A 13,230-nucleotide genomic window follows, 5' to 3' on the forward strand; every position below is an offset into this window, starting at 1 on the left:
TAAATCTATTTAGGAGGTTGCATAATATTTTCACAACTTTTACAGGTACGTTTTTTCTTGTTGCTATAAAACTTATCAAATATTTTTGGCATGTCTGTTTCTATATCGTCAAGCTTAAACTTTTTCCTGTAAAGCAAATTATTACAATTTTCGCAGTACCACTCTAGGGCGTCTTTCATTTTTTTAGAACGCGGATACTCAATAACCAATCCAACTGTATTAGCTACACGTTGTGGAGAATGCGGCACTTTTGGCGGCAATAAATAAATATCTCCTTCCTTAATATGAACATCTTTAGGAGTATTGCCATCAATAATTTTTAAAACCATATCGCCTTCAACCTGATAGAAAAATTCAGGAGTTTCGTTGTAATGATAATCTTTTCTGTTATTAGGCCCACCAACAACCATTACAATAAAATCACCATCTTTCCATACACATTTGTTACCCACAGGAGGTTTTAAAAGATGTCTATTTTCTTCAATCCAAGCTTTAAAATTTAAAGGAGAAACTAACTTATTCATCTATTTATATTTTGTTTTTTTATTGTTTAGATGTAATTATATACTGAATTCATCTTTATAAAGTTACAAACTTTTTGTTCGTCCACCGTCAACAGGGACGTTAATTCCATTAACATAACTTGCAGCTTCGCTGGCTAAAAACGTAATCACATTTGCGGTTTCTTCTGGCTTGGCAAAACGTTTTATTGGGGTATGGGTTTTCATTATTTTAGTCATTTCTTCAACCGAAACAGCAGCACCTTTTGCCTTAATTTCTATAATTTCTGTTAAACGTTCGGTTTCTGTAAAACCCGGCAACACATTATTTATCGTAATACCGAATGAAGCAACTTCGTTAGATAAGGTTTTACTCCAATTACCAACGGCTCCTCTTATAGTATTGCTAACACCAAGACCCGGTATAGGCTCTTTTACCGAGGTGGAAATAATATTTATAATTCTTCCAAATCCTTCTTCTTTCATAAATGGAATAGTAGCCTGTGCTAGAACATGATTGCACTTAAGGTGTTGTATAAACGCATTATCAAATTCTTCTAAACTGGCGGTTAAAATATGACCGCTTCTTGGTCCACCTGTATTATTAATAAGAATATGAAACCCATGATTTTCATTAATAAACTTAATTGTTTTCTCTTGCAAATCTCTGGGATCTGAAAAATCTGCTACTATAAAACTGTGGTTCCCATGTTCGGGTAATTCATTTAAAACAGCTTTAAGTTTATCTCTATTTCTAGCAACTAATGTTACATTAACACCTTCTTGTGCTAATGCTATAGCTGTTGCTTTGCCGATGCCTTGAGTGCTTCCGCATACCAAGGCGTTTTTATTGTTTAAATTTAAATTCATTTATTCGTATATTTTTTTAGCACGAGTACTCATTTTTTCCATAAGCATTTCAGGGCTTTTAACTGACGTAAACCCAAATTTTTTATAAAGCAGATGCGCATCTTTTGTCGCCAGCATCCACTTATCGATTGCTTTTAATTCAGGAAAATTTAAGATCTTGTCAATTAATAATTTAGAGTATCCTTTTCCTTGATAATCTTTAATAACAAAAACATCCATTAGATAAGCAAAAAAAACTTTATCGGTCATAACACGAGCATAAGCAATTTGGTTCCCATCAATAAACAAACCGAAGTTTATTGTGTTCTCTATGGCCATTTTTTGCTCTTCAAAGGTTCGGGATGATCCCCAATATGAGTTTTTTATAAAATTACAGATTAAATTTAAATCCATGTCTTTGGTTTGAGACGAAAAATAAATATTGTTTTCAAGGGCTACCATAGTTTCAATATTTAATACATACATTTTTAGCTTCGGTAAAAAAGCGAAGCGCTTCAAATCCACCTTCACGTCCAATACCAGAGGCTTTAATACCACCAAAAGGAGTTCGTAAATCACGTAACATCCATGTATTGACCCAAACGATGCCAGATTGTAGCTGATTGCTCATTCTCATAGAACGTTTTAGATTATTTGTCCATAAGGTAGCAGATAGTCCATATTTAACTTTATTGGCGATCTGTAAAGCATCGTCTTCCGTGTTAAAAGGCATCATCGTTACTACGGGACCAAAAATTTCTTCTTGATTTACTCTACATTCGTCTGTAGATACTTCAATAACTGTAGGTTCTAAATAATAACCATTTTCGTAACCCGTTATTGTCATTTTATTTCCTCCACAAAGAATCATTCCGTTTTCTTCTTTGGCGATAGCAATATATTGCATGACCTTTTCCAGATGAGGTTTAGATACTAAAGCACCTATATTTGTGTCTTCTTTAGAGGGGTGGCCAACTTTAAGCTGTTTTACTTTTTTAATAAAATCAGTTTTAAATTTTTTATAAATGGATGCTTCAACAAAAATGCGACTTCCGCATAAGCAAATCTGACCTTGATTAGCAAAAGATGAGCGTACTGTTGTTTCTAGCATGTCGTCATAATCGCAATCTGCAAAAATGATGTTTGGGTTTTTACCTCCGAGTTCCAACGATAATTTCTTAAACAAAGGGGCTGCTACTTTTGCAATATGTGCACCTGTTGTTGTTCCTCCTGTAAACGAAATAGCTTTAATGTCCGGATGTTCTATAATGGCTTGCCCTGTCGTTGTACCTAAACCATGAACAATATTTAAAACTCCTTTAGGTAAACCGGCTTCTGTACAGATTTCACCTAATAAATAAGCTGTCATAGGGGTAACCTCACTGGGTTTGGCAACTACACAATTTCCTGCTGCAATAGCTGGAGCAATTTTCCAGGTAAAGAGATAGAGTGGGAGGTTCCAGGGTGAAATACAACCTACCACACCAATGGGTTGACGTAATGTATAATTTATAGCGTCAAGACCAACACTTTCATGACTCTCACTTGCAAATTGAGTAATGGCATTCCCAAAAAAGCGAAAGTTGCTTGCTGCTCTAGGAATATCGATTGTTTTTGCCAAACTAACAGGTTTGCCGTTGTCTTTACTTTCTGCTTCTGCAAAGCGTTGTAAATTAGTTTCCAGTAATTCTGAAATTTTGATGAGGATTCTGCTTCGTGCTTCCAGAGTGGTTTGAGACCAAGTCGGAAATGTAGATTTTGCTGCGATATAGGCGTTTTCTACATCGGCTTTTGATGAGTTCGGTATTTGTCCATAGACTTTGCCATTTGCTGGGCAATAGTTATCTATCCAATCGTTTGAGGCTGGATTATGGAATTGACCGTTTATATAATTCTGTATGTTCATTGGCCTGTCTGGTCGAGCGCAGTCGAGACCTGCTCGGTTTCTGGATTATATTTTGAATGTGTTGCATTTCTACATTCAGCTAAAATTTGTAACAAATCAAAATTTTCATTAGCTAAAGCTAACTTTTTCTTTGCACTCCAATTTTTAATTTTCTTTTCGAAATAAATAGCTTGATTGATGTCGTTAAACTCTTGATGAAAAATTAATTCGACAGGTCTTCTTTTAAAAGTGAAACAACTTTTGTCAAGTCCGTTTTGGTGTTCTACAAAGCGTCTTAAAATATTATTTGTAACTCCTGTATAGGTTAATCCATCAGAACATTTTAGTATGTATACATAATACGTTTTCATAATTAACCTCTCGACTGCGAGGAGACATTTAGTTAAAAATCATTGTTTCTTATAAGCCATAACCTTAATCTCTACTACTAAATCTGGATGTGGTAATTGGTGTACGGCTACTGTTGTTCTGGTTGGCCCTGTTTCTTTATCAAAAAACTCAGCATAAGCTTTATTATAGCCTGCAAAATCGTTCATGTTTACTAAAAATGATGTAACGTCCACTACATCTTTTAAAGTAGCGCCTTCTTTAGCTAGATTCTTTTCTATATTTTGTAAAACTTCACGGGTTTGTACTTCAATATTTAAACGCTTGGTACCCATGTTATCAATAATATCAACACCAGCAATCGTATTGTCGGCTTTGCGTGAACTAGTGCCTGATACAAATATGAAATCACCTACTCGTTTGGTGTGTGGGTAAGCGCCTCTGGGTGTTACATTGCTACTTTTCATTTTATATATATTTTGTCAACCCATATTAATATGGGGTTTATTTTCATTAATTTTTTTCCTAACTCTTTTTAAGTCCAGCAATTTTGTCTTCTTCTAGAATATCTTGGGTTGCTGTTTTAACTTTTTCTAATATAACTTTTAATGCATCTTTTGTCATATCATGCGTAATTGAGAGCTCTTTATCTGTTAACATATTTAAAATAGCTTTGTCTTGGGCACGTCCTTTTAGCATAGCTTCTCTATAACCGATATTCTCATTAAATGTAACTAACGAGTATTTTGATGAGTATTCGTCTGGAAAGCTCTTTTCTAAAGCCATTTCTAATTTACGCTTTTCTTGGAATATAGGGTTAGCGACGTGGTCTTTCATTTCATGAAAGTTATCTATGGCTAAATCTGCAATAGCATCTGTGTCTTTTTTGCGGTTTTTTTCATAGGCTTTAAATACAGCTTCCCAGTTTTCTAAATTCTGATCTAAAACAGCATCGAATTCCACAACATCTTCAAAAGAGGCATTCATGCCTTGTCCGTAAAAAGGAACAATAGCATGAGCAGAATCACCCATTAATAAGGTATTACCTTTATAATGCCAAGGCGAGCATTTTACAGTGCCTAATGGTGCTGTTGGATTATTAAAGAAGTCTTTAACAAGATTTGGCATTAATTGCAAAGCATCTGGGAATTCTTTTTGAAAGAATTCTGAAACGATTTCGGGCGTGGTTAAATTATTGAAATTATATGCCCCATCGTCGTAACTTAAAAATAAAGTGACTGTGAAACTACCATCTAAATTTGGTAATGCAATAAGCATAAAAGTACCACGAGGCCATATATGTAATGCATTTTTATAAGTTTTATAATCACCGGTTTCGGTTGGTAGAATACTAAGCTCTTTATAACCATGCGTTAAGTAGTCTTGCGAAAAACTAAATAAAAATGTTTTACCTAAATAGTAGCTCTTTCTCATGGCAGATCCAGCACCATCTGTGGCAATAATGACGTCGGCATCCTCTACAAAATCGGATTTTGTCTCGTAATCTTTAAATAATGCGGTTGTTTTTTTAAAATTGACCGATTTACATTTTTTATTGAAATATATAGAAACATTTTCATGTTTTTCTGCTTCATCCAGAAGTAATGCATTAAGCTCACCACGAGACACAGAGTTGATGTATTCATGATCGCGTCCACTATAATTAGATAGAAACGCATTGCCTTCTTTATCATGAATCATACGACCAGTCATTGGAATGCAAATTGCTTTTACTTTATCTTCTATATCAACCAGTTTCATAGCTTTATTGCCACGATTTGAAAAAGCTAAATTTATAGAACGCCCTGCGCTAATATCTACTTTTCGTAAGTCCGGGCGCATTTCATAAACTGAAACATTATAACCTCTTTGACCTAAACGTAAGGCTAGGAGAGAACCACAAAGACCAGCACCTATTATAAGTATATTTTGTTTTTTGTTCATAGAGTCAATTACTATCAGAGGGAATCTTAATTAAGTATGATTTATAAACGAATTACCTGATTAAATAAAATTTGTTTAGCGCATTTTTTATTTGTTGAATTTCCTCAAGAGTAATTCTAAAATCGTATAACTCAATATATTCTTTTTCTTGTTGGTTATCATAATATTCAATTCTGTTTTGTTTCGAATCAAAATTAACTTTAGAGTTATTATTATATGAAATATTCTTAATAACCTTATTTCTTATAATGTACAATATTCTTTTTTTTGTAATTATTAAATAATCAAATTTTTCACGTTTTAAAAAAAATAAGAGACCTAAAAGAGATTTATCTGATGACAATAATGTTTCTGAAAAATTATGCACTGAGGCTTTTTTTATCATTAATATTTTGTGCTTTGCAGACAAGGTTTATGTTGTTTCAGTTTTTCTTATTTAATATATCTTTCAATTTATCAACTATATGATAAACATCTTGAAATGAATTATATAGTGGAGTGGGAGCACAACGAATGACATCGGGTTCTCTCCAATCACTTATTATTCCTGCTTTTGTTAAGTTATTATGTAACGCTTTATTTGCGTTTAAAACCTGTATGGATAGTTGGCAACCACGTTCTTTTGGATTCTGAGGTGTTATTATTTTAATAACATCTTCTCCCAGCTGTTTTAGTAAAAACTCAAAGTAGCCTGTTAATTTTTTAGACTTATTGGTTAGTTTTTTTATGCCTACTTCGTTAAAAATGTCTAAAGAAGCTTTAATGGCAGCCATTGATAATATGGGTGGATTACTAAGTTGCCACCCTTCGGCTCCCGGGAGCAAATCAAACTCCTGGCGCATATTAAAACGTGTTTGTTTATTATGGCTCCACCAACCCGTAAAACGATTTAGGTCTTTACGATATGCATGTTTTTCGTGTACAAAACACCCTGCTAAACTACCGGGGCCGGAATTTAAATATTTATAGGTGCACCAAACGGCAAAATCTGCTCCAGAATCATGCAAATTCAGTGCTACATTTCCTGCACCATGCGCACAATCAAATCCAACGGTACAGCCATGTTTATGTCCTAGTTGTGTAATGTGTTTTAAGTCGAAATATTGTCCGGTGTAATAGTTTACACCACCAATCATAATTAATGCTACCTCGTTACCGTGCTTTTTAAGAATAGCTTCTAAATCGTCATAGTGTAATAGTGCGCCATTTTTTCTAGGTTTCCAAAGAATTAGATCTTCTTTGTCATCGAAACCGTGATGCCGTAATTGTGATTCTACGGCATATTTATCGGATGGAAATGCATCACTTTCAATAATTATTTTATAGCGTGATTTTGTTGGTTTATAAAACGATACCATCATGAAGTGAAGATTAGCAGTCAATGTATTCATGGTAATGACTTCAATAGGTTTAGCACCAACAATGTTAGCCATACTTTCGGTTAAAAACTCATGATATGGTAACCATGGATTTTTTGCTTCTGTATGCCCTTCTACACCTAAATTGGCCCAATCTTCTAGTTCTTGATTTATGTATGCTTTTGTTTGTTTTGGTTGAAGTCCGAGTGAGTTTCCCGTCATGTATATCAATTCATTTCCATGTTTGTCTTTTGGGATATGAAATAGATTCCGGTAATTAGAAAGTTCATCTAATTCATCTTGCTTCTTTGCGTAATCTAAAGTTGCTTTATGCATTTTAGAGCCAATGATTTAACATTAAAATTTATGATTTTACTAATGAAAAATTTTGTTCTATTTTGTAAAATCGTTTCATAATACGAAACACTGTTTCAAAAATAATACTTATTTTTGAATAATAAAAACTATTTGATTTCTCTATTGTAAAAGGTAGTTTGATCGGCATTGCCCTTATGAAAGACGTTAACAAAGATTTAAATTTATCTGTTATCAAAGCTTTTAAGCTTTTAGATGTGTATTTAAATGATAAGCAAGCATGGGGTGTACGTGAATTGGCAAAAAAAACAGGTTATAACAAAACGACTACCTATCGTTTATTAAGTACACTAGAAGCCTTGGATATTGTACAAAAGAATGATAACGATAAATACATTTTGGGACTTAAATTATTTGAATTAGGGAATTTAGTATCTGTACATAAATCATTGAGATACTACTCCAGAATTCCTTTAGAAAATATTGCTAAAGAAATTAAAGAAACGGTACATTTTGGTGTATTAAATAATAGCCGGGTTTTGTATTTAAATAAAGTAGAAAGTCCACTGGGGTTAAAGGTTAGTACACAAATAGGGTCTTCTCAAGATGCATATTGTACAGCTTTGGGTAAAGTGCTTTTAGCTTTTTCTTCTACAGATCAAATTTCAGATTATTTAAAGCATGTAAAACTTAAGACCTGTACTTTAAATACTATTGTTAGTTCTGATGGTTTATTGACGGAGCTTAAGCAAATAAGAGAAAAAGAATATGCATTAGATATGGAAGAGCTTGAATTAGGTCTTATTTGTATTGCTATACCAGTTTTTAATAAAGATAAAAAAATCGTAGCAGGGATAAGTGTTTCGGGGCCGTCAAGTCGATTTAAACCTGAAAATATACAATCTTATTTGTCTATTATAAAGAAAGGTGCTTTTGAAATAGAGGCACATATACGTGATTACAATTAAATTTAACTCAGGTTAAATTAAAATGGGGTTTGTTCTGTTTAAGGCTAATAGCAAAGTGTAAATATTTTAAATAATCATTTTGTATCTTTAGTAAAACTTCTTGATATGGGTAAAATAAAAGAATATTCAAACGGAGAAACGACTGTTGTTTGGGAAGCTGAGAAATGCATACATTCTGCAATTTGTGCCAAAGGTTTGCCTGAAGTATTCCAACCAAGAGAACGACCATGGGTTAAAATAGATGCTGCTTCTACAGATGCTATTATAGCTCTGGTAAAACAATGCCCTTCTGGCGCATTACGTTTTTATATGAATGCTGAAGGTGATAAAACCTCAGAAGTTTTAGAGACAAAAGTTGAGGTTTTAGAGAATGGGCCTTTATTGGTTTATGGTACATTAAATGTAACTTATAAAGATGGCACCCAGGAAACTAAAAATAAAACCACTGCATTTTGTAGATGTGGAGCTTCAGAAAACAAGCCTTTTTGTGATGGTGCGCATGTAAAGCAAGGTTTTAAAGACTAATATATTAAAAAGAGATCCCAAAATATTAATACTAAAAAGGAAAAAAGCGCTTTAACCATTGATTAAAGCGCTTTTTAATATATATAGACGCAAATGCGGAAAATTCTATTTATACTTTATATACGATCTTAGTCGTAAGTTGGATGTTTTAATTTCATCAAGACTAAATTAATTATTAATTAAATAGCAAAGGTTATGCCAAAATTATTGAAACGTTACTTTTACATTAGTGAATTTAACACCTTGATTGCCTGCTTGTTTTGTATGGCCTAAAGCTAGTTTTATTCCATTATAATCTTGATAGTTCTCAAAGGTATTAATAAGGCCGGCTTTTGCTTTATTTCCTTTTCTAAATGCCCATTCCCTAATGATATAATCTTTATCGAAATAAATATCGTAAGCATCACCAGGGGTATAACCGCCTTTTTTGGAATAAGTTATAGTGATTTTATTCATTTCTGTTTTGCTTATAGGGGCTTCTGTTTTTATAGGATCGGAAATACCGGCACTGGTATCCCAAACCAATTGAAATGGAATAAGTAACCAGAATTTGTCATTTATAAACCCACGATCTGCTTTTTGAGATGTACTATCAATAGTTTTTCTATTGTAATGTATGGTGTCCTTTTTTGTTATTAGTGTGATATCGTTTGTTTTTGGGTTCCATGTCCAGTTTCTTTTTCCTCCAAAAGTAAAGGTGATTTCAGAAACGTTTTTCCAATGCTCAAAACCGTGAGCATTTGCAATTTTTTCTGCTATTGAAGTTTCGGTAACAACTAATGCTTTCTCTTCTTTTTGTTTGCAAGAATAGCAAAGGCTTATTAGGCTTACTATAAACAGTATTTTTTTCATAATTTAGAATTTTTAAAACAGATATGTAATTCAGTTGTGAATGTAAACGAAAATTATTTTAAAACCAATAAAAGAACATGGAATGAGAAAGTAGCAATTCATGCTAAAAGTGATATGTATCATTTGGATGACTTTAAGAAAGGTAAATCGTCTTTAATGCCTTATGAGTTGGAAGCTTTGAGAGATGTACATGGGAAATCACTTTTGCATTTACAATGCCATTTTGGGCAAGACACATTAAGTTGGAGCAGGTTGGGAGCCAAATGTACTGGTGTTGATTTAAGCGATGAAGGTATTAAGCTAGCACAACGTTTAAATACAGAACTAAACTTAAATGCTGAATTTGTTTGTTGCAATGTTTTAAATACGTCTGAGTTTGTAAGAGATACATTTGATATTGTTTTTACAAGTTATGGTGTGATTGGTTGGTTGCCTGATTTAAAACCTTGGGGGCAAATGATTGCTGAACGTTTAAAAAAGGGGGGGGCGTTTTTTATGGCTGAATTTCATCCTATAGTTTGGATGTTTGATTATTTAGAAGATAAACCTGTTATGAAATATGGTTACATGCAAGATGACGTTATTTATGAAGAATATGAGGGGACTTATGCTAACCAAGAATCAAAGATGATTAGTAAAGAATATGGGTGGAATCATGGTTTGGGTGAAGTTGTTTCTGCTTTAACAGAAGCTGGTTTGCATATTGAGTATTTAAAAGAGTATGATGAAAGTCCTTATGATGTCTTGACGGGTTTGGAGAAAACTGAATCTGGGATGTATGTAACTAAAGATAAATTATATCCGTTGATTTTTACATTAAAAGCTACTAAGTTGTAAATCTTTTGTATGGATAGGTTTGTTTAATACCAAAAAAGATAATTTTTAGGTAAAAATTAGAAATTGCATGATTTGGTTTTGAAATATATTTTATGAGATATCTTAATGTTCTTGTGATTTTAATAACTCTTTTGGAAATTTGGCTTTAAACCTATTTAATCTGGGAATGGATACATTTCTTATATAACTATTATTGGGATGTAACCTTTCATAGTTTTGATGGTAATCTTCGGCAACCCAAAACTTTTGAAATGGATATACTTCGGCAGCAATTTTAACACCTAGTTTTTTTGCTAAAGCTTCTTTTTTCTTTAAAATAATTTGTTTTTGAATTTCGTTCTGATAAAAAATGATGGAACGGTATTGCGAGCCTCTGTCATTACCTTGTCCGTTTATCTGAGTTACGTTTTGCGAAGCGAAGTATACATCAACTAAAGTTTCAAAACTTACAATATTAGGGTCGTATATTATCTCGACTGCCTCTGCATGTCCGGTTCTTCCTGTGTTACTAGCATCATAGGTTGGGTTTTTAGAATGGCCACCAGAATACCCGGAAATAGACTCTTCTACACCTTTAACGCTTTCGTAAATAGCTTCTACACACCAAAAGCAACCACTGGCAAAATAGGCTTTGGCTTTGCCATTTTTTAATGGAATTTCAACAGGTTCTGCATTAATAACTGCTTGCTGTTTTGGGTTGACTTGTGCTGTATTATGACAATTAAATAATAGTGCGAAAACAAAAAAGATGATCAATTTTTTCATAACGATATTTTTTCTTTTTTAATAGACGTATAAAAATACAAAACCTTAAAAGGTTAATTAGTATTTATAATGAAGATGTTTCGTATAGTCAACATGACAAAGGAAAATCTAAGACATAAAAAAGCCTTCATAAGTATGAAGGCTTTAAAAATATATTTAATAATGGATTAAAGTTTAGCAAACATTTTTTCCATTTTTGCTTTTTGTTCTTCAGCTAAAACAGCATCAACCAAAATTCTGCCACTATGCTCATCTGTAATGACTTTTTTACGAGAGGCAATTTCTACTTGTACCTGTGGTGGTATTGTAAAGAAAGATCCTCCTGAAGCACCTCTTTCAATTGGTACAACGGCCAATCCGTTTTTTACATTCGTGCGAATTCTGTTATAAGCTGCAACCAATCGCTCTTCTATTTGAGTTTTGTAAGCTTCAGACTTCTCAATTAAAGCTTGCTCTTCTTTTTCAGTTTCAGCTAAAATGGCATCTAATTCACCTTTTTTGTGTTTTAAATGAGTCTCACGTTCTTTTAAACGCTCTTTTGTTTCAGCTATAACTTCTTTTTTCTGTTCTATTTGAGCTTTAAATTCTTTAATGTGCTTTTCAGCTAATTCAATTTCTAATTCTTGAAATTCTACTTCTTTAGTTAAAGAATTATATTCTCTGTTATTTCTAACATTTTTTTGTTGCTCACTATACTTTTTTATTAAAGCTTTAGATTCTTCAATAATGTTTTTCTTTGATGCTATATCATTATTGATTACTTCTAAACTTGCAACAAGTTTTTCGACTCTTATACTTAGTCCAGTTACTTCATCTTCTAAATCACGAACTTCTAATGGAAGTTCTCCTCGAACATTTCTGATTTCATCTATACGAGAATCGATTAGTTGTAAATCGTATAAAGCTCTTAAACGCTCTTCTACAGTTACTTCTTTCTTTTTAGCCATACTTTAAAAATACTTAACAGGATTGGTAGTTGTCTTTGATAAAACGACTGCAAAATTAGTAATTTTTTTTGTAAGATACGCTACTAAAAGATTTTTTGTGAACTGTTCGCTTTCATAATGCCCTATATCTGCCAAAAGTATGTGGTTTTCTCCCATAAAAAAGTCATGATATTTTAAATCTGCTGTTATAAAAGCATCAGCACCAGATGCTTTAGCTGCTTCGATGGCAAAACTACCAGAGCCGCCAAGCACGGCTACCTTTTTAATTGGTTTGTGTATGAATGGAGAATGCCTGATAAGCTTAGTTTTCATTCTGGTTTTTATATAATTTAGGAAGTCCGACTCGTTCATGGGATCTTTTAATTCGCCTAACATACCCATACCAATATTCTGATTTTTATTTTCCAGTGTCGTTATTTGATAAGCAACTTCTTCATAACTGTGCGATTCAAAAAGGGTTTTAATGATTTTTGATTCTAAATGTTTAGCATACGTAACCGTAATTTGAGTTTCGGGTTCGGTATGTGTTTTCCCTTTTTCTCCTTTTGTTGGTGTAGTATTTTCGTTACCATTAAAAGTGCCATAGCCTTCTACATTAAAACTACAATTACTATAATTACCTATATTTCCTGCTCCAACATTAAATAAAGCGGTTCGCAATTGCTCAGCTTCATCTTTGGGTACGTACGTTGTAAGTTTTTTTATGGTTTCTGACTGCGGAATTAGAATCTGTTTGTTTATTAGTTCCAATTGATTACAAATCATGTCATTGACGCCTTGTAATGCATTGTCAAGAGCTGTGTGCATGCTATAAATAGCAATATCATGTTTAATGGCTTTCATGACTACACGTTCTACATAATTTTTACCTGTTAACTTTTTTAAGCCTTTAAAAATAATAGGATGAAAACTAACTATGAGATTGCAGTTTTCTTTTATGGCTTCGTCTACAACGGTTTCAAGTGTGTCTAATGTAACAAGAACACCCGTTATTTTTTCATTTCTATTACCGACTAAAAGACCAACATTGTCAAAATCTTCAGCGTAAGCTAATGGAGCTAATTCTTCTAAATAGTTAATAATGTCTTGAACAATCATACGTATTTGTGTTTAAATTCAAAGATAAAATAATTACAT

The 13,230-nt window shown here is 32.9% G+C and carries 15 protein-coding genes; 3 read left to right on the top strand and 12 right to left on the bottom strand.

Features of this window, described 5'->3' with window-relative positions; translation table 11 throughout:
• Positions 1–5 precede the first annotated feature (5 nt).
• From Q4Q35_RS17700 to kynU, 8 genes are all read right to left on the bottom strand, one after another.
• Entirely contained in the window at positions 6–524 is a 519-nt protein-coding gene (locus tag Q4Q35_RS17700; protein WP_303279353.1) for a 3-hydroxyanthranilate 3,4-dioxygenase, read from the bottom strand.
• 63 nt (positions 525–587) lie between these two features.
• The gene (locus Q4Q35_RS17705) at positions 588–1,370 is read right to left on the bottom strand and encodes an SDR family oxidoreductase (RefSeq protein ID WP_303279354.1); all 783 of its coding nucleotides are present in this window, start codon (positions 1,368–1,370) and stop codon (positions 588–590) included.
• Positions 1,371–1,835: a GNAT family N-acetyltransferase gene (locus tag Q4Q35_RS17710; protein WP_303279355.1), complete on the bottom strand. Its 465-nt coding sequence runs from the start codon at positions 1,833–1,835 to the stop codon at positions 1,371–1,373.
• The gene (locus Q4Q35_RS17715) at positions 1,816–3,255 is read right to left on the bottom strand and encodes an aldehyde dehydrogenase (RefSeq protein WP_303279356.1); all 1,440 of its coding nucleotides are present in this window, start codon (positions 3,253–3,255) and stop codon (positions 1,816–1,818) included. Before Q4Q35_RS17715 ends, Q4Q35_RS17710 begins: the two co-directional genes overlap by 20 nt.
• The gene (locus tag Q4Q35_RS17720) at positions 3,252–3,605 is read right to left on the bottom strand and encodes a GIY-YIG nuclease family protein (RefSeq protein WP_303279357.1); all 354 of its coding nucleotides are present in this window, start codon (positions 3,603–3,605) and stop codon (positions 3,252–3,254) included. The genes Q4Q35_RS17715 and Q4Q35_RS17720 overlap by 4 nt, the downstream gene beginning before the upstream one ends.
• Positions 3,606–3,644: 39 nt before the next feature.
• The gene (locus Q4Q35_RS17725; RefSeq protein WP_303279358.1) at positions 3,645–4,049 is read right to left on the bottom strand and encodes a RidA family protein; all 405 of its coding nucleotides are present in this window, start codon (positions 4,047–4,049) and stop codon (positions 3,645–3,647) included.
• A 58-nt stretch (positions 4,050–4,107) separates the two neighbouring features.
• Positions 4,108–5,526 (bottom strand): FAD-dependent oxidoreductase, encoded by a 1,419-nt coding sequence (locus Q4Q35_RS17730; protein ID WP_303279359.1) that lies wholly within the window; start codon positions 5,524–5,526, stop codon positions 4,108–4,110.
• 422 nt (positions 5,527–5,948) lie between these two features.
• Positions 5,949–7,220 (bottom strand): kynureninase, encoded by a 1,272-nt coding sequence (gene kynU, locus Q4Q35_RS17735; RefSeq protein ID WP_303279360.1) that lies wholly within the window; start codon positions 7,218–7,220, stop codon positions 5,949–5,951.
• 176 nt (positions 7,221–7,396) lie between these two features.
• On the opposite strand from kynU, the gene Q4Q35_RS17740 reads away from it, so the two are divergent.
• Together Q4Q35_RS17740 and Q4Q35_RS17745 are read left to right on the top strand one after the other, a co-directional pair.
• Positions 7,397–8,167, top strand: coding sequence for an IclR family transcriptional regulator (locus tag Q4Q35_RS17740; RefSeq protein WP_303279361.1), 771 nt, complete (start codon positions 7,397–7,399; stop codon positions 8,165–8,167).
• A gap of 105 nt (positions 8,168–8,272) precedes the next feature.
• Positions 8,273–8,692 carry a (4Fe-4S)-binding protein gene (locus tag Q4Q35_RS17745; RefSeq protein ID WP_303279362.1) on the top strand — a complete coding sequence of 140 codons (420 nt, stop codon included), beginning with the start codon at positions 8,273–8,275 and terminating at the stop codon, positions 8,690–8,692.
• A 204-nt stretch (positions 8,693–8,896) separates the two neighbouring features.
• On the opposite strand, the gene Q4Q35_RS17750 is transcribed toward Q4Q35_RS17745, so the two are convergent.
• Complete coding sequence (locus Q4Q35_RS17750) at positions 8,897–9,544, bottom strand: hypothetical protein (RefSeq protein ID WP_303279363.1); 648 nt, start codon at positions 9,542–9,544, stop codon at positions 8,897–8,899.
• A gap of 36 nt (positions 9,545–9,580) precedes the next feature.
• Here Q4Q35_RS17750 and Q4Q35_RS17755 point away from each other — a divergent pair, with 36 nt between their 5' ends.
• The gene (locus Q4Q35_RS17755; protein ID WP_303279364.1) at positions 9,581–10,381 is read left to right on the top strand and encodes a class I SAM-dependent methyltransferase; all 801 of its coding nucleotides are present in this window, start codon (positions 9,581–9,583) and stop codon (positions 10,379–10,381) included.
• 102 nt (positions 10,382–10,483) lie between these two features.
• Here the strand turns inward: Q4Q35_RS17755 and msrA are convergent, their stop codons facing one another.
• The 3 genes from msrA to Q4Q35_RS17770 all read right to left on the bottom strand — a co-directional run bounded on the left by msrA (position 10,484) and on the right by Q4Q35_RS17770 (position 13,191).
• On the bottom strand, positions 10,484–11,146 hold the full coding sequence (msrA, locus tag Q4Q35_RS17760; protein WP_303279365.1) for a peptide-methionine (S)-S-oxide reductase MsrA: 663 nt from the start codon (positions 11,144–11,146) through the stop codon (positions 10,484–10,486).
• Positions 11,147–11,313: 167 nt separating this feature from the next.
• Positions 11,314–12,093, bottom strand: coding sequence for a zinc ribbon domain-containing protein (locus Q4Q35_RS17765; protein ID WP_303279366.1), 780 nt, complete (start codon positions 12,091–12,093; stop codon positions 11,314–11,316).
• Positions 12,094–12,096: 3 nt separating this feature from the next.
• Positions 12,097–13,191 (bottom strand): Nif3-like dinuclear metal center hexameric protein, encoded by a 1,095-nt coding sequence (locus Q4Q35_RS17770; RefSeq protein ID WP_303279367.1) that lies wholly within the window; start codon positions 13,189–13,191, stop codon positions 12,097–12,099.
• Between the last annotated feature and the right edge of the window lie 39 nt (positions 13,192–13,230).

It is taken from the genome of Flavivirga aquimarina (assembly GCF_030540835.1).
Lineage (GTDB): Bacteria > Bacteroidota > Bacteroidia > Flavobacteriales > Flavobacteriaceae > Flavivirga > Flavivirga aquimarina.